General features: G+C 60.7%; 13 protein-coding genes. 7 read left to right on the top strand and 6 right to left on the bottom strand.

The annotated features are described in order from the left end of the window. Positions 1-173: 173 nt before the first annotated feature. From WH91_RS02475 to WH91_RS02465, 3 genes are all read right to left on the bottom strand, one after another. Complete coding sequence (locus WH91_RS02475; protein ID WP_046169439.1) at positions 174-5,669, bottom strand: alpha-2-macroglobulin family protein; 5,496 nt, start codon at positions 5,667-5,669, stop codon at positions 174-176. A 166-nt stretch (positions 5,670-5,835) separates the two neighbouring features. Beyond that, positions 5,836-6,255, bottom strand: a complete 420-nt coding sequence (gene dksA / locus WH91_RS02470) for an RNA polymerase-binding protein DksA (protein WP_046169438.1) — start codon at positions 6,253-6,255, stop codon at positions 5,836-5,838. 151 nt (positions 6,256-6,406) lie between these two features. Next, on the bottom strand, positions 6,407-6,826 hold the full coding sequence (locus WH91_RS02465; RefSeq protein WP_046169443.1) for a flagellar assembly protein FliX: 420 nt from the start codon (positions 6,824-6,826) through the stop codon (positions 6,407-6,409). Positions 6,827-7,073: 247 nt separating this feature from the next. Here WH91_RS02465 and WH91_RS02460 point away from each other — a divergent pair, with 247 nt between their 5' ends. From WH91_RS02460 to flaF, 7 genes are all read left to right on the top strand, one after another. Next, complete coding sequence (locus tag WH91_RS02460; RefSeq protein ID WP_052952540.1) at positions 7,074-8,198, top strand: flagellar basal body P-ring protein FlgI; 1,125 nt, start codon at positions 7,074-7,076, stop codon at positions 8,196-8,198. Next, positions 8,198-8,518 carry a rod-binding protein gene (locus WH91_RS02455; protein WP_052952539.1) on the top strand — a complete coding sequence of 107 codons (321 nt, stop codon included), beginning with the start codon at positions 8,198-8,200 and terminating at the stop codon, positions 8,516-8,518. The genes WH91_RS02460 and WH91_RS02455 overlap by 1 nt, the downstream gene beginning before the upstream one ends. Continuing rightward, complete coding sequence (locus tag WH91_RS02450; RefSeq protein WP_052952538.1) at positions 8,515-8,982, top strand: hypothetical protein; 468 nt, start codon at positions 8,515-8,517, stop codon at positions 8,980-8,982. Before WH91_RS02455 ends, WH91_RS02450 begins: the two co-directional genes overlap by 4 nt. A 101-nt stretch (positions 8,983-9,083) precedes the next feature. Further along, on the top strand, positions 9,084-9,410 hold the full coding sequence (locus WH91_RS24010; RefSeq protein WP_143078090.1) for a hypothetical protein: 327 nt from the start codon (positions 9,084-9,086) through the stop codon (positions 9,408-9,410). Between the two features lie 210 nt (positions 9,411-9,620). Next, positions 9,621-11,399, top strand: coding sequence for a flagellin N-terminal helical domain-containing protein (locus tag WH91_RS02440; RefSeq protein WP_046169436.1), 1,779 nt, complete (start codon positions 9,621-9,623; stop codon positions 11,397-11,399). 128 nt (positions 11,400-11,527) lie between these two features. Continuing rightward, positions 11,528-11,953: a flagellar biosynthesis repressor FlbT gene (gene flbT, locus WH91_RS02435; RefSeq protein ID WP_046169435.1), complete on the top strand. Its 426-nt coding sequence runs from the start codon at positions 11,528-11,530 to the stop codon at positions 11,951-11,953. Then, a complete protein-coding gene (gene flaF, locus WH91_RS02430) occupies positions 11,904-12,272 on the top strand; it encodes a flagellar biosynthesis regulator FlaF (protein WP_046169434.1) in 369 nt (122 codons plus the stop codon). Before flbT ends, flaF begins: the two co-directional genes overlap by 50 nt. A gap of 70 nt (positions 12,273-12,342) precedes the next feature. Here the strand turns inward: flaF and WH91_RS02425 are convergent, their stop codons facing one another. From WH91_RS02425 to WH91_RS02415, 3 genes are all read right to left on the bottom strand, one after another. Next, positions 12,343-14,016 (bottom strand): hypothetical protein, encoded by a 1,674-nt coding sequence (locus WH91_RS02425; protein WP_046169433.1) that lies wholly within the window; start codon positions 14,014-14,016, stop codon positions 12,343-12,345. Positions 14,017-14,029: 13 nt separating this feature from the next. Next, the gene (gene flgK / locus WH91_RS02420) at positions 14,030-15,871 is read right to left on the bottom strand and encodes a flagellar hook-associated protein FlgK (protein WP_046169432.1); all 1,842 of its coding nucleotides are present in this window, start codon (positions 15,869-15,871) and stop codon (positions 14,030-14,032) included. Between the two features lie 69 nt (positions 15,872-15,940). Next, positions 15,941-16,708: flagellar hook-basal body complex protein (locus WH91_RS02415; protein ID WP_046169431.1), on the bottom strand; the 768-nt coding region annotated here is incomplete at its 5' end.

The raw sequence follows: 16,708 nt of genomic DNA, 5'->3' as shown, positions 1-16,708 counted from the left end.
CTCAAGCGTCCCGGCGACACCCTCCCCCTTGCGGGGAGGGATCAAGGGAGGGGGGCGGTTTGCCCGCAGATCGGGGCTGTCGCACCCCCTCCCACCCTCCCCCGTCAAGGGGGAGGTGCCGTTCCGTGGATGGGGCACCGACTGCGCCCCACAAAGATGCAGCATCACGTCGCTCATGGCCCTGTGGAGGCGACCTCGATCGAGCCTGACGCCGTATTCGCCCGGAATTCGGGGCGATACATGTCTTCCACCGTGGCGCCCGGCAGCACGAATGTACCGGGCGAAACGGCGCGGACCAGGTAGGCAGTCCGGAACGTGGCGTAGTCCGAGAAGTAGCGGAAGGCCGCCACATACTGGTCGGTGCGCGACTCGACATGGGTCGCCGTGTCGAGCGTCAGCCAGCTGAAGTCCGAGGCGCCGCCCCCGGCAGAAAGATCGGGATTTTCGATCTCGAAACCAGCCGGCAACGGATCGGCAACCATGTACTGGCCTGAACCGAGCTGTTGCGGACGCACCGTCAGCAGCACGACCAGACGATCGTTCTGGGCCAGCGGCGCCGCTTCTGGATCGACCGGAGTGCCGTCGGGCAGGAAGTACTCGCGGATCAGGGTGAAGCCATTGCTGGATTCTGCCGGCGCCGTTTCGGGATAGCCGGTGACCGTCACCTTGGCCTCGGTGTCGGAAGCGCCGGTATTGGCTATTTCAACCGGGGCAAAGTCGGTCTCCTCGAGCGAGCGATAGACCTGTCCGGTCAGCGCTTCACCATTGAGCGTGATCGAGCCATCAGTGCTGGCCGCACCAACTGCCGCGGCAGCCAACAGCGTCCAGCTGTCTTCCTGCGTCGAGGTGTAGCGTTCACGATCCCGCAGCGTGGCCAATTGGTTGGACAGCGCCATCAGGTCCACGCCAGCCGGCTTGAACTCGGCGGCCAGGGCCAGCACGCCGGCAATGTCACGCAGGCGCGTGCCGTAATCGGCGCGGTAACGACGCTTGTCTTCAGGCTCGGACAGGCCTTCAACCGCCGCCGCGAAGGCAGAGCTGGCTCGACCCGGATCGCCATAGAGAGCGAGAGCCGCGCCGAGTTGCGCCTGGGCCAGCGGCGAGCCAAAGGCCGACAGGCGTGCTTCATGATAGTAACGCAGGTCGCCCATCGAGACGCGGCCGGCGCGGGCCAGGTCATACAGCGCATAGGCCACGTCTTCGCCGCCATTGTCGAAGTCGGTGGCGTAGGACAACTGGTTGGTGAGGTTATCGAGCGCCATGGTCATGGATAGCTCGGGCACTGCGTAGCCGGCTGCCTTGGCGCGCAGCAGGAAGTCGGTGACGAAGCCGTCGAGCCACATGTCGCCGCCGTCGAACGGACCCCAGAGGCCGAAACCGCCGCCGGAAGTCTGCTTGGACAGGATATCGGCAATAGCGCCGGTGACCGTGTCCTTGAGTTCTTCGTCCCCGCCGAGGCCGATCAGCTTGGCCACGTCGTTGAGATAAAGCAGCGGCAAGGCACGGCTGGAAAGCTGCTCGGAGCAGCCATAGGGGTAGCGGTCGAGCGACAGCAGCAGACCGGGCACGTCAAGCCGGGCCAGGGGACCAATCGCAAGCGTCATCTGGCCGGTATTGGCCATGAAGCTCTCGAAATAGTCGTCGCCGACCGTGACGCTCTCGCCCGCCTTGATCGGCAGCAGGCGGCTGATCGTCACTGGAGCGCTGATCGGACGCACGCCGAGCAGCAGTTCCTTGGTTTGCGTCGTGCCATCGGGCGCGGTGATGTTGAGCACCACCGGCCAGTCGCCGATTTGCATGCCGTTGAGCTTGAGAGCCAGCGAGGTTCGGTCGCCCTGCGCCAGTTTGACATCGCTCGACGCAGATGGGGTTGCGATGCCTTCGCCAGTCGAGAGCGCGACACCATAGCTGCCGGCCGCGCCGCTGATGTTGTTAATCTCGACCAGCAGGCGGGACTCATCACCAACACGCAGGAAACGCGGTGGGCTGAGCGTGACGACCACCGGATCGCGAACAATTACGTCGGCGGAAGCATGACCCACGGCCGTGTCGGTCCAGGCCATGGCCATGACGCGAACGGTGCCGGAGAAGTCGGGCATGTCGAAGGTCACAGTCGCCTTGCCGTCCGCATCGACCTTGACGATGCCGGAATGCAGCGCGACCAGCACCGAGGTGGCCGGTGGCGTGCCGGTGCGCGACGAATCTCCGTCACCGCCCGAGCGCAGAGCGCCCGCCAGACCCTGGGTCGGATCAATCAGCGAGCCATAAAGATCGCGGACATCCATGCCGAGCTGGCGCTGGCCGAAATACCAGCCGTCGGGGTCCGGAACCTTGAAGTTGGTCAGGTTGAGAATGCCCAGATCGACCGCCGCGACGGCGACATAGGCGGTCTGGCCGACGGCCAGGTTGCCGAGTTCGACCGTGGTGGTGAAAGACTGGCGCGGCAGTGTTTCGCTGGGCGTGCCGAGCTTGACGTCGAGCTGGCGGTCACCGGGATCGACGTCGGCGAATGCAAGACCAAGCGCCCGCGATGGCATGCGCTTCTCGGACGCGTCGGCTGGGCGATAAAGGATCGCGGTCACATAGGCGCCCGGACCCCATTCCTCAGTCACTTCCAGCGGCACGGTGGTGCCACCTTCGGGCACTTCGACGGCCTGCATGGCGATGACGCGATTGTCCACCACCATGATCAGGGCCGTACCTGCAAACTGCGGATCGAGCTTGAGGTTGGCGGTTTCGCCAATCTTGTAGGCTGGCTTGTCCAATGCAACCTGCAGCGAGTCAGGCGTGTCGCTGCCAGCATCGGCGTAATAATAGCCGGCATAGAATTCGTAGCTGGACGACGTCGGGTTGTCGCCACTGCTTTCGACTTCGACCCGATACTGGCCCCAATCAACATTGGCGCCGATGGTCACCGGGCCGCCGTCGGGCGTGTCCACGCTGCCGGTCGCCACTTCGCGGGTCGTGGTGATGGCCTCCCACTGCCAGGCCGAGCCATTGCGATACCACTGGTAATTGGTTTCGACGCGCGAGATCGACCAGTTGAGGCCAGTCTTGGCGACGGCCTTGCCCTCGGGCGAAACGGCGACGATGTCGAACTGCGCTTCGCTGCCTTCGGCCAGACCGGTGGCATCGTTGAAGGTCGGCTTGATGCCGAGGCGATCGCCGCTGGCCAGCACAGGCCGGCTGATGCTGCGCTCGATGCTGCGGCCATTGCTGTCGACGAGGCGCAGCAAAAGCTGGGCCTGCAGCGGACGCGTCGTGACCTGCGTTTCGGACAGGGTCACTTCGGCCACGGCATTGCCGGCATCATCGGTGGTACCGACGACGCCCAACGGCTCGCGGGTGGTTTCGATGGTGTCATCAAGGCGGCCAAAGGTGTAGCCGGGGAAAGCCTCCAGCGTCGTCGTCGGGCTGATGATTGCGTCGGCTTCTATGGCGAGCCCCGGCGCGGTGGCGCCGTAGAGATACTTTGCGGCGATATCGATCTCGGTGGTTACGCCGGTCTCGAACGGTGCATCGGCAGCGCTGACTTCGAAGGCCAGGCGTTCAGGCTCGAAATCCTCGACGAGGAAAGTGGTGCTTGATAGCGCTTCGGCCTTGGGATCGGCATAAAGCCGCGCGGTCCACGAACCACGCATGGCTTCCGAAACCATAGGCAGGGCCGCGAAATAGCCGCCGGCGCCCTCATCCTTGAGCACTTCGCGGGTCGCAACTACGCCGTCGGGGCGCTCAACTTCCAGGGTCAGCGGCAGGCCGGTTACGGCATTGGCACGGTCATCCCGCAACAGCGCTGTGAGATAGACCACTTCGCCCGGACGATAGACTCCGCGTTCAGTGGTGGCAAAAACGTCGAGCGGACCAGGCGACGGACGGCCTTCGACGCCGCGGTCGGTCAAATCGAAGGCCGGGCGGGAAAGGTCGAGGAAGGCATAGTCGCCATCTGCGGTTTCGGCGACCAGCAATTGTGGCGCCCTGCCCCCTGTGCCGCGCGCCAGGCCCGGCGCGAACACGGCACGACCATCGGCATCGGTCCTGGCTTCGCCAAGGACTTCGTTGTTGATGGCGACCAGACGTACAGTGGCATCGGCAATCGGTTGCGCATCGGCCAGGCCGCGCACGAAGGCATGCACGCCATCGTCGCCTTCGATAGTGGTCAGGCCCAGGTCGGTGACGATGAACCACTGCGTGGCGACATCGTCCCAATACTCATCGCCGCCCTTGGCAATCCGCGCGGTGATGACATAGGCGCCAGGCTCCATCTGGCCGAGTGCTTCGGCAACGGGGATGGCGGTGGTGATCAGCTCGTTAGGTTGGCCTTGCGCCAGATCGACTTCTCCGGTCCAGACCTGTTCGCCGACGCGGTCGGCAATGTCTTCGGCACCATATTGCGACAGGTTGCCCTGGAAAATGCCGTCGCGCACGGCAGTGGCAATCGAGCGGTCGCCAATACGGTAGATCATCAGCTCAGCGGTTTCGGCATTGACCGACGTGATCGGCAGGCCGCCGCCGAGGCCGGCAGGCATCACATAGGCATTGTTGGCGAAACCGACAAAGGGCGCGCGGTCAGGCACATAGACGTCGAGCACCACATCCTTGAGCAGGCTTTCGCCGTCGGCCGAAGGAAGTCCGGCGCGCAGGCGGATCGAATAGCGTCCGCCATGATCGAGCCCTTCGACGCAGATCTGCTCCTGCTCGGTTTCGACCGAAGCCTGGGGCGCATCGGCAACGACGACATAGGCCGATAGGTCGCCCTGATCGAGCGGCAGTGGATCGGAAAATACGGCGCAAACGCGGGGAGAGGCCGCCTCGGCGTCAACCTCGTGGCTGACAATGCGGAAGCCATGCTCCGCCACAATCTCGTCGAGATGGGCGGCAACGGCGTCGTTGGGGGCAAGATCGAGGCTTAGGCGATAGCTGGCAATCGCCTCGCGCCACGACTCGCGAAATTCAAGACCGTTGGAAAGAGCCGCCAGCGCATCGGCACGGTCCTGCTTTTCCGACGAACGAAGGAAGGCATTCATCGCTGCAGACGTGGCGGTCTGTGCGAGGTCGTAGCTATTGTCGCCTTCGGCCTGGCCCGCGACGGTCTCTGCCCGGCTCAGAGTGGCCTGGGCGAGAGCCTGCCAGATCGCACGGTCGTTGGCGTTGATCGCCAGCGCCTGGCGATAGGCGACGATGGCCGAAACAACATTGCCTTCAGCCAGCGCCTCTCCGGCCGACGCTATCAGTGCGGCATAGGTCACCTTGGGTGGCGGCGCGTCGGTCTGCGGCAGGTTGGCGGCAAAGCTCTTGGCGGTGTCTATGATATCCTGAGCCGGGAATGGCAGCTCATCCTGCCGTGCCGCTTCGGTGACGGCCGCAGAAGGCGAGCGACTGACGCGGCCGGATGTTGCGCCCTTGAATTCGGCCTGTTCGCCCAAGGCTCCCTTGAGGAAGCACCAGTTGGACTGTTCGTTGAAAGTGAACGCCCGGCAGATCTTGTCATCGGTGCAGGCCGCCGTGCAGGCATCGATATCCACATCCTTTAGGATAGAATAGTCGAAGCCCGGCAGGTCAGTATCTTCCAGCAGCGTGATTTTGGTATCGGCGGCCATGGCGCCGGGCGCCGCCAGCGCTAACAGGATTGCCAGACCGAACCAGCGCAGCTTCGAGACCACCTGCAGCATGTTGCTCTCCCAAGTTCAACGGCCTCATATGGACGCGAAGATGTGACAGTAGCAAGTCAAGAAAACAGCTGACCTACGCTAAGATTAATGTTGCTTCGACCCGACTTGGGCCGGGCAATTAAAAGGCCCGCAACGATGCGGGCCTTCTAAAAAAATTTGCAGGAATTCACTCGTCGCGATACACCTTTTCGCGACGCTCATGCATCTCCTGGGCCTCAAGGCTCAGGGTTGCAATCGGCCGGGCGTCAAGCCGGGCAATGCCGATTGGATCGCCGGTTTCTTCGCAATAGCCATAAGTATTATCGTCGAGGCGCTTCAGCGCGGCATCGATCTTGGAGATCAGCTTGCGCTGACGGTCGCGCGTGCGCAACTCCAACGAGCGATCGCTTTCCGAACTGGCGCGATCGGCCATGTCCGGATGGTTCTGGCTTTCTTCCTGAAGATTTCCGAGAGTCTCGCGGCTCTCGCGAAGAATATCACCCTTCCAAGCATTCAACTTGGCCCGGAAATATTCCCGCTGGCGCGGGTTCATGAACGGCTCGTCGTCACTGGGCCGGTATTCAATTACTTCAGCAACCGAAGACATCAGCAGACTCAACTCCCATTGGCCCCTAAGCGGCCTGTATATGCGCCTCGAAAGCCTCCCGCAAGCATCCAGAACGCAGGTGCTTAACGCAGGAAAGTGCCCATGCAGCAGGCCTGTAGCCGGGAATTGACAACAATTTGATGACCGGCAGTCAAATCGGCGGATAGCGGCCGAATTTGGCGAGCTCAACGCGCACTCGCAGTTCGATGTCGTTGAGCAGGCTATCGAGGCCCGGCAAGCTCCGCTCGCGCATCTCGCTGAGCATTGTCGTCATGCTGTCGAGACTGTCGGGACTGACCTTGCCGATCAGCAGGTCAGCCTTGATCTCGTCCAGCATATCGAGCAGCGAAGCGCCGCGCCGAACGGCTTTCTTCTTGGAGGTCAGCGGCACTTCGACTGCCTGCAGGGCCAGGATGGAGTCCATCCCGGTCATGGCCTGCGTCGGCATGTTGCCCGCGACCCGCGCCGGGGCCGCGCCGCCGGCAGGCACGAAGTCCACGCCCGAGCCGGTGCGGCCAGCAGCATTGCCTCGGCCGATACCCGTTGTTCGATTGGTGGTGTCGATGCGCAAGCTGGGACTCAAATCACTTTTGCTGCCTACCGGCAAAATCTGCCGCTACACCTTAACAGGGCATTAACGAACCCGGCAAGAATTGCGCACCATGGCATCCGATCATAGCGCCCGGCTTCAAGAAATCCAAAAATATCGTTTTAATTCATCCAGTTATAGCTCTCGGACGGAACTGGCACGGTTTTCGCAATGACCCTGTCGAATGTGGCGCCATGGGGATGGTGCGACGAGATGACGGGGATGCCTGATGACCAAATCGCTGTTGCGCCAGATTTTTGCCGGAGCGCTCACCTTCACCTTGGTGTTGCTGCCGGCCGTCGAGGCCAGCGCTGCCGCTGCCCGCATCAAGGATATCGTCGACTTCGAAGGCGTCCGTGAAAACCAGTTGGTTGGCTATGGCCTCGTCGTCGGCCTCAACGGCACGGGCGACAGCCTCAACAATTCCCCCTTCACCAAGCAGTCGCTCCAATCCATGCTGGAACGGCTCGGCGTCAATACAGCCGGCGAGAACGTTCGTACGGCCAACGTCGCCGCCGTCATGGTCACCGCAAACCTGCCAGCCTTCGCCACCCAAGGCTCGCGCATGGACGTCTCGGTTGCCGCCATGGGCGACAGTGACAGCCTGCAGGGCGGCACGCTGCTGGTGACGCCCCTGCTCGGCGCCGACGGGGAGGTCTATGCGATTGCGCAGGGCCCAGTCTCCATCAATGGCTTCAAAGCAGAGGGCGACGCCGCCACCATCATTTCCGGCGTGCCGACCACCGGTCGCATCTCGTCTGGCGCCATGATCGAACGCGAAATCGACTTCCACCTCGGCTCGCAGACCTCGCTCCGGCTTGCACTGCGCAACCCGGACCTGACCACGGCACGCCGCATCGCGCTGGCGGTCAATGACTTCATCGGTGCACCGACAGCGACACCCGAAGATCCAGCCACGGTGCGCGTCACCCTGCCCCCGGGCTTCAACGGCAATATCGTCGATCTGCTCACCGACATCGAGCAGCTGATGGTGGAGACCGACCAGGTCGCCAAGATCGTCATCGACGAGAATTCCGGCATCATCGTCATGGGCAAGGATGTGCGCGTCTCGAGCGTTGCCGTGGCGCAGTCCAATCTCACCGTCACTATCGCTGAAAACCCAACGATCATTCAGCCCGCCCCGCTGAGCAATGGCGTCACCGCGGTACAGGACAGCACCACCCTAAACGCCAACCTTTCGGAAACCGCCCTCGCCGTCGTCAAGGAGTCCGTGACGCTACAGGAACTGGTGGATGGGCTCAACGCGCTCGGCATCTCGCCACGCGACCTTATCGCCATCCTCCAGGCCATCAAGGCTACCGGCGCCCTGCAGGCGGAAATCGAGGTGCTGTGATGATGCTGGGAACTGTTGCCAAGCCCGGATCGACACTGACGCTCGATCAATATGCCAAGGTCAAGGCGCAGGCGGAAGAACTCGAAGGCGTCTTCCTCAATACGCTGACCAAGGAAATGTTCTCGTCGATCAAGACCGACGCGAGCGTCATGGGCGGCGGCTTTGGCGAAGAGACCTGGCGCTCCATGCAGTCCGAACAGATGGGTGCCACAATGGCCCAGAATGGCGGCCTCGGCATCGCCGAACAACTGCTGCCCGACCTGCTCGCCATGCAGGAAGCAGCCAATAACCAGAACAAATTGCCGGGAGCTCAACAATGACCGCAGCCGCACGCCTAGCCGCAATGGATAGCCTGCCAGCCGAAGACCTCTGCCAGATGGTCGAGATCGCGCTCTCGGCCCTCGTCAATGTGATGAACCAAGAGACCACATTGCTCCGCGCCGGTCACATGCGGAAGGCCGGCGTGCTGACCCCCGAAAAGACTCGTTTGGCACAGGACTACGTGGGCTTTGCCCGCTCGGTACAACGCCAAAGCGCCCGCCTGGCTGTCGAGGCGCCCGACGCCGTGGCACGTCTGCGCCAGGGACACGAGCGTCTCGCCACCCAGATGGCAGAAAATCTAAGAGTACTGGCCACGGCCCGCATGGTGACCGAAGACCTGCTTACCGATGTAGCCAAAGTGGTCGGACAGCAGAACAGGGCCAGAGCCTATGGTCGTGCCGGAACCATTGCAGTAGACCCATCAAGTTCAGCCCGCGGTATTGCGGTAAACCGGGCACTCTAACAATACAATTTAAGTTAATTGCAACTTGATGAAACAATCGATGCGAAACGACTTGGAATCTATATCTGAGTGTCACAGCGTGTACAGAAGGACATCGCTCTATGTTGACACCAGCCTTGCCCCTGCCGATCGGGACGACCAACCTCAGCGAGGCGGTGCGCCCTATGGGACGAGTTGCTCAAGTTGCACCGGTCAATCCTCCGTCGCCCGTCGAAGCATCGACTTCACAAATGCGCTTCGAGCAGCGCCCGCGTAGTCAGCCCGATATCGAATATAAGTCTCAATCAAGCGGCACCACCTTTGCTGCGGCAGTCCTCTCCGGCGCACTGACCCCCACGCCCAAGACCTTGAGCGAGTTATATGCTCGAATCGGCGCCAGCGACATTCCAGACAACATGAAAATGCGCCTGAAGGATCTGCAAGCTTAGCCAATAAAAATAGCCCATTGCCAAAAACCCGCGCAAACTATGCGCGGGTTTTCCGTTTTCGGCTCACCGCTTGTTAACCGAGCCCAAATAAGCGGCATTATCAGTGCAACTGCGCACCGAAATTAACGAATTTTTATCAGCCGCGGGCCAATCTGCGGGAAGTCTCAGAAGAGGCGATCTAAAGTCAAATCCTAGAAAAGGACTTCCACAATGGCCGAAATCAATCTCTCGAAAGCCGTTCGCTCCAACCTCTCGTCGCTACAGAACGTTTCGGCGATGATGTCCAAGACCCAGGACCGGCTGTCGACCGGCAACAAGGTCAATTCGGCTCTCGACAACCCGACCAACTTCTTCACGGCTTCTTCGCTGAACAGCCGTGCGGGCGACCTAAACAACCTGATGGACTCGATGGCTAACGGCATCAAGACCATCGAAGCCGCCGATAACGGCCTCAGCGCCCTGACCAAGTCCCTAGAGTCCATGCAGTCGACCCTGCGCCAGGCTCGCCAGGACAAGTCCTTCGAGACCAAGTCCTTCAACATCACCACACTCGATCCTTCCGGCGCTGGCAAGCTGAGCTTTTCGGGCGGCGCCTTCACCGGCACCACCGACTTCGGCCTGACCACCGTTGGCTCGGGCCAGTATGGCAAGACCAGCGCTGACTACGCAGCGCCCACCGCTGCTGCCGCGTCCACCGTTACCGGCGCTGCCAACTTGACCACCGGTGCAGTCACCGCCGGCACGATGACGATCAAATACGACGGCAAGAGCGTCGATGTGGCTATCACCGCTCGTGCTGCCGGCGACAACAAGTCTGCCGTCCTCGCCGAGATCCAGTCTGGTCTGGCCGGCACCGCGCTTGACGGCAAGGTCACAGCCAGCATCTCGACCAACTTCATCAAGCTCGACGCGGCCAGCAGTGAAGACGGCCAGATCACCGTCACCAACGACGCTGGCGGCACCGCAACCAGCGTAATGGGTGCCAACAAGACCGGCACCACCGGTTCTGATGCCAAGTTCGAGTTCTCGATCAACGGCACCGCCGTCACTCTTGATCGTGCCACCACCGGCGCCGACAAGACCACCGCAACGGCCGAAATCAACGCACAGTTGAAGGCCGCCGGTTCCAAGTTCGAAGCCTATGTTGAAACCAACAAGGTCGGCATTCGCGCCACCACGACCGACGCTGGCAACCTCAGCATCGGCGGCAAGGATGCAAACCTGTTTGGCACCGTTGCTGCCAATGGTACGGTTGGCGGCACCACCAGTGCTTCGTTGACCCTGGTCAAGACCCTAGACAACCTCGTCAGCGAGATGAACTCCAATGCGTCGCTGAAGGACAATATCAAGGCTTCCAACGACAACGGCAAACTGCGCATCCAGAACCTGTCGACCAGGGATCTGACCGTGCAGGGCACCAATGCCGCTGGCAACGTCACCGGCAACACCTCGGCGGAATCCACGATCACCGGCAATACCGTCCGTTCCGATCTGGCTTCGCAGTTCAATGAACTGCGCGATCAGCTGGACAAGCTCTCCGACGACGCGTCCTTCAACGGTATCAACCTGTTGCGCGGCGACAAGCTGAAGATCACGTTCAACGAAACCGGCACCTCCTCGATCGACATTCAGTCCAAGAATGGCCAGTCGATCGATGCCGCCAAGTTCAGCCTGAGCAACTTGGCTGCCAAGGACCTGGACAGTGACACTAACATCGACAGCCTGACCGACAAGGTCAAGGGTGCCCTCAACAACGTTCGCTCGCAGGCTTCGGCTTTCGGCTCGAACCTGTCGATCGTTCAGAACCGTCAGGACTTCACCAAGTCCATGATCAACACGCTCGAAACCGGTGCCGGCAACCTGACCCTGGCCGACATGAACCAGGAAGCGGCCAACATGATGGCTCTCCAGACCCGTCAGTCGCTGGCGTCTTCGACCCTGTCGATGGCCAACCAGGCCGATCAGGGCGTGCTGCAGCTGCTGCGTTAATCGTCTCAAATCGAATATGGAAGGCGGGCTCTTGGGCCCGCCTTTTTCTTTGTCCCTGCCCCGACGACAAAGCGCCACAAATGGCGCTAGGTTACAGCTAAATTCCACTATCGCGTCAGGATTGCAAATTGGCACTCAAGGTCGAACTCAAGCCCGGCGAAAAGCTGCTGGTGGGCCAGTGCATCATCACCAACTCGGACCAGCGCTCGCGACTGTTCATCGAGGGCACGGCCCCTGTGCTGCGCGAAAAGGATATCATGACTCTGGAGGCGGCGGACACGCCTGCCAAGCGCGTCTATCTCGCCGTCCAGCTGATGTATATCGACGAGGACATCACCACGCTGCGCGCGCAATATTTCAGCCTCATCAACGACTTCGTTGCCGCCGTTCCCAGCACATTATCAATTGCTGACCATATCAATAACTGCATCTTAACGGGCGACCTGTATAAAGCTCTCAAGGCAGCTAGAGAGCTGATCCAGTACGAACAGGACTTGTTTGACCATGCAGCATCACGGCGCAGCAGCTTATCAACAGACCGCCAAGACGATTGAATCGCCTCGCGAGCGTGAAGCGGCTCTGTTGATGAAATCTGCCGCTTCGATGCAGACGATCCGCGAAAACTGGCCAGCCGATTTCGATAGCCTCAAGGTTGTGCTGACCTTCAATCGCAAGCTGTGGACCGTGTTCGTCACCTCGGTCACGCGCGAAGAAAATCCGATGCCCGATGCGCTAAAACAGAACATTGCCAATCTTGGCATCTACATCCTGAACGAAACCCGCGAAATCCTGCTCGATCCGATTGCCCCTGCCCGCCTCGACTCGCTGATCAACATCAATCGCCAGCTAGCCATGGGCCTGCGCGCGAATTAGCCGATACAAGGTTTGCAAACAAAAACCCCCGCTCATGGCGGGGCTTTTTGTTTGTGCCGATAGTAAGCAATCAGATGAAGTTGACGAGGCTCAACTTGGCGACCATCGAGGTGGTCTGATAGCTCGCCTGCAACCGAGTCTGCAGCGCCAGGATCTCCATCGCCACGTCTTCCTTGCTCACTGTTTCAACGTCACTGAGCAAGTTATCCAACTGGCTCTTGTAGGTTTTATGACGGTCCGTGGCATTTTCCAGCGACTTCATCGCAATGCCGATATCCATGGTGATGATCTCGATCGACCCCGCCTCGGAATTCTGACCCTCGGACAATTCGGACTGCTGCCGCGTTGCCATCCCGTCGAAGAACCCCGTAGAAAGTCGATAGCTCGCTTGGACCTTCCCCTCGTAAGCGGCCAGAGCGCTGGATCGTAGTGGCCCCTCCGGCTGCGCCATAGCAGCCAGACGGGTGCTTTCAAGATCGCCGCGAACCTCCGCCTCGGACGGATAGGTCGAAATAGCCAGTGCCGCCTGTGAACGGATCAGGCCCAGGAAGCCGCTTTCATTGGCCTGCATGCCATAATTGACCCGGCTTGCATCATCGATAGCAGCCGACACCGACTGGCGGGCACTTTGACCGGCAGGAGCCTGGCTCCCGGTGTACCACTGCACGAAGTTGGTGCTGTTGGGAGCAAGTCCATCCGGCTTACCCCCCGGTACCGAGGTCGTTGGAACCCAGGCTGTACCGTCTTCATGGAAAAAATCATTGGCCGCAGCAAATGCCGAGGCCGCGCGCAGATCGGTTTTTGCCGTACGCTCCAGCGCCTGGCCCAGAGCCGTCTGGTAGTTTGCCGCTGTCTGATCGGGAGTAGCATCGATCAGGAACGTGCCAGGAGGCGGCGGAACTTCGGATGTCGCCGTCAACTTGACCTGCGTTTCCGTGCCGTCGGGAAGTTTGAGACCGACATTGATGTTGTCGCCACTGGCCGGCTGACCCGTAAACGCAATGCCGAACGTCTTGGGAACCGTCGCAGGCGTCGTGATCGCGACGGCCGTCGAAGCCGCCGTGGTGGAAATGGTCGACAGCTTGAACCCAAACGGATGGGCTGCCGTGCCATCTTCGCCAAGAGTAACAGTACCGGGTGTAGTACCGTCGATCGTCAACCTGCCGGGCGCCAATGGTGCGATTACTGGTGGACCCGGCGATGCAGCGACAACGCCATCATCAACGCCATCGGCTATGCGACGCTGGCGCACCACCTCGGTATAACCCGACTTCCCGCCCTCCCCATTGAGCAGAGCATCGGTCGTCAACAGCGGCGGCTTGTCGGTGTTCTTGCCGCCAAACAGATAACGCCCCGCCACATCCTCATTCAGCATGGTGACGATCTCGTCGAAACGTGCCGCTGACAGGCTCGGCAGCGTCGCCATGTTGATACCGCCAGTGCCGTATTGGCCAGGGATCGCCGCGTTGCGTGCCTCGCCTTCCATTTTGTCGAAGCGCGTCATGGTCTTGTCGAGAAAGCTCAGGCGTAGGTTCACTGTATCGATATTGGCCGAGAAGCCCTCGATGCTGCCGAGACGCGAGCGCACCGACAGCGACAGCGGCAAATCGCGGCCCATCTCTGAAAGCTTGGAGGCCTTGTCACCGGTTCCAAGCTGCATTTGCAGCGTGGCAAATTTGTCCTGCATCTTGGAGATGACGCCGAAACCGGTCTGTACCGGAAACATCGATTTGTTGACGATCATCTTACCCTACTCCTCAAGTCGCCGCGAACAGGGCGTCTAGCAATTCCTTGACTATCGAGACTACGCGGGCGTTGGCCGCGTAGGCATTCTGCAATTCCATCAACCGGGCCATTTCCTCGTCGACATTGACGCCATATTCGCTGTCCATCTGGTCAACGATAGTGTCGAGCGTTAGCTGGCGGTCGTCGCGTTTGGTCAAGGCCGCATTAACCGTCGAGCCTTGGAAACCCACCACCTGCGAGATCATCTCGCCCAGACTGCCGCTGAGCTGGAACTGACCGCTGCTCGAGATCGGGTCACCACCCGAAACGAACTTCATGTTTTTGAGCTGTTCGATCACATGCTTGGCGCGACCATCATCACCTAAGGTGCCACCGGTCGTGGACTGCACCATCAGGCGGTTGTCGGCTAGAACCTCGGAATTGATTGAAATACGGGCCGCAAAGCCCTGCTTCTGCGGTGGGTCAGTGTCGAGGTTGTTGGTAAAACCCGCGTTGCCCTGATCGACGAACAGATCGAAGCCCAGCCCGGCGTCCCGAACGCCGGTCGACGTGGTGCGCGACACACCTGATTTGATCACTACAGCGTTGGCTGGATTGGTGGCGTCATCAAGAACACGCAGATTGGTGGGGCCGGTGCTGTCAAATCTGAGACCGGGAACCTTGCTCTGCAAAGCGTCGCGTGCAGCACTGCCGTTGGACAGGTCGACGCCAATAACCTTCTGGCCCGTCGCGTCGGTATAATCGAATGCATCCTTGGTGTTGACGATACGGACGCGCTTGTCGACGCCACCCACCGAATACGTGAGCAGGATGTCGTTGCCGGGCTGCATGCTGGTCAGGTCGAGGTCGAGCCCCGGCGGGTTACCCGCCGGAGTGGCGGAACCGGCCTTCTGGTTGGTCGAAAACGCCAGCGCCAGGTTGGACGCGATCTCGTCCAACTGAGCCTGCGCTTCAACCAGCGTCTTGTCCCTGAGGGTGATCAGTCCGCCCAGCTCGCCACCTTGCAAGACGCCATGAGCTACGAGATCGATGGTAAGGCCTGATGGCGTGGTGAGCATCATTTTGCCCACCTCAGAATCCGTTGCAGTCGCATCGAAGGTGGCATTGGGTGAAAGACTGCCGGCGCTCTCGAAGCTGAAAGTAGATACACCGTTGTCGAGCAGGCCGACGCCGGAGCGCGTCATCAGCGCCACGGTACCGTCAGGGCGATAGTCGGCACGCACGTCGATCATTTCGGCGACGGACGAAACCAGCCGGTCGCGCTGATCGAGCAGCGCCGCCCGGGCCCCGCCAGTCATGCCCAGGTCGAGCATCCGCCCATTGACCTCGGACAGCGAGTTCAACATGCCGTTGAGGTTATGGACGTCGGAGGCGATCTGGCCTTCGGTTTCCTGGCGCATGCCCTGGATGGTGCCGGAAAGCCTATTGAGCGTTTCCACCATGTTCTGGGCTGACGTAACGGCTTGCGACCTGGCCGTGTAGTCATCGGGACTGGTAGCAATGCCCTGCAATGAATTCTGCAGGCCCGTAAACAGCGTATCCAGCGAGCCAGCCGTGCCGGGCTTGCCAAGGAAGCCCTGCAGGCGGTCGAGATAGCTGGCCTGGATGCCGGAGTTGGCCGTGTCAGACACCTGGCGGGTATAGTAGGTCTGGAGGCTGGTATTGAATGCGCGGGTAGCTCCGACAGTGCGAGCATAGCTGCTCGACTGGCTGTTGTAGTCGACGATGGTGTTGGCTTGCTTGTGATATCCCGGAGTACCGGAATTCGCGATGTTGCGGCTCAGGATGTCGAGAGAATCCTGATTGACCCGCAGACCGGATACAGCATTGGTGAGCGACGTCGTCAGACCCATCAGTCGGGCTCCTCACAAGGAAACCAGATGCGGAGCGCAAGGCCCCGAACCGGTAAAGTCCAGCTTCGCTTAGCGGATCATGTTCAGTGCTTCTTGCAGCATCTTGTCGGCGGCACTGACGATACGGGTGCCGGCCGCGTAGGCCTGCTGCGTCACGATCAGTTTGGTGAATTCGTCCGAAATATCGGTATTGGATGCTTCGAGCGCCCCACCCATGACCCCCGAACCGGACAGGTCCAGAATGGCTTCACCGGATTCCGAAGTGGAGGAAAACACGCCGCCGTCGAGGCGCTTTAGCTTGTTGATGGCGTTGAATTCCGCCGTCACCACCTGCGCCATGTCGATACGCTCGCCATTGGTATAGGTGGCCGTGACGCGGCCGCTGTCATTGATGGCCACCGAGACGAACTCGCCCGCGCCATAGCCGTTCTGCATCATCGTCGAGGTGCTGACGGTGCCGTTCACGTCGTTGAACTGGGTAATGCCGGCCTTGCCGTGGTTGAGCTGGACCTCGCCGACATTGACACCGTTCACGGTGAGGTTGGGAATGGTCACCGAAGGAACGTCGTTCAGCAGCGTGCCGTCGCCCTTGAACGTGTAGTCTTGGCCGAGATTGGTCCACATAGTCTCGGCACCGGTGGCGAGGGTATTGGATGCATAGAACATGTTCCACACATCCTGGCCGCCTGACGCTGCGCTGTCGACCTTGGCCCAGCGCATGATGACGTTGGTCGGCGCACCATTAGAGGCATAGACGGTAATGGCACTGCCCTGGATCGAGTTCGACTTGAACAGCGCATCGTCCTTGGCGGCGATAGTAGTCAAACGGGTGGGAGG

The sequence above is a fragment of the Devosia psychrophila genome (assembly GCF_000971275.1).
GTDB classification, from domain to species: Bacteria; Pseudomonadota; Alphaproteobacteria; order Rhizobiales; family Devosiaceae; genus Devosia; species Devosia psychrophila.
Note: the sequence above shows the minus strand (reverse complement) of the source record. Positions and strands in the feature narration are given on the sequence as shown.

What these genes read in the sequence shown, in the direction of transcription:
- WH91_RS02425 (WP_046169433.1), bottom strand. Translation starts at nt 14,016, where the DNA reads ATGATCGTCAACAAATCGATGTTTCCGGTACAGACCGGTTTCGGCGTC.
- dksA (WP_046169438.1), bottom strand. Translation starts at nt 6,255, where the DNA reads ATGTCTTCGGTTGCTGAAGTAATTGAATACCGGCCCAGTGACGACGAG.
- WH91_RS02460 (WP_052952540.1), top strand. Translation starts at nt 7,074, where the DNA reads ATGACCAAATCGCTGTTGCGCCAGATTTTTGCCGGAGCGCTCACCTTC.
- WH91_RS02455 (WP_052952539.1), top strand. Translation starts at nt 8,198, where the DNA reads ATGATGCTGGGAACTGTTGCCAAGCCCGGATCGACACTGACGCTCGAT.
- flaF (WP_046169434.1), top strand. Translation starts at nt 11,904, where the DNA reads ATGCAGCATCACGGCGCAGCAGCTTATCAACAGACCGCCAAGACGATT.
- WH91_RS24010 (WP_143078090.1), top strand. Translation starts at nt 9,084, where the DNA reads ATGTTGACACCAGCCTTGCCCCTGCCGATCGGGACGACCAACCTCAGC.
- WH91_RS02440 (WP_046169436.1), top strand. Translation starts at nt 9,621, where the DNA reads ATGGCCGAAATCAATCTCTCGAAAGCCGTTCGCTCCAACCTCTCGTCG.
- WH91_RS02450 (WP_052952538.1), top strand. Translation starts at nt 8,515, where the DNA reads ATGACCGCAGCCGCACGCCTAGCCGCAATGGATAGCCTGCCAGCCGAA.
- WH91_RS02475 (WP_046169439.1), bottom strand. Translation starts at nt 5,669, where the DNA reads ATGCTGCAGGTGGTCTCGAAGCTGCGCTGGTTCGGTCTGGCAATCCTG.
- flgK (WP_046169432.1), bottom strand. Translation starts at nt 15,871, where the DNA reads ATGGGTCTGACGACGTCGCTCACCAATGCTGTATCCGGTCTGCGGGTC.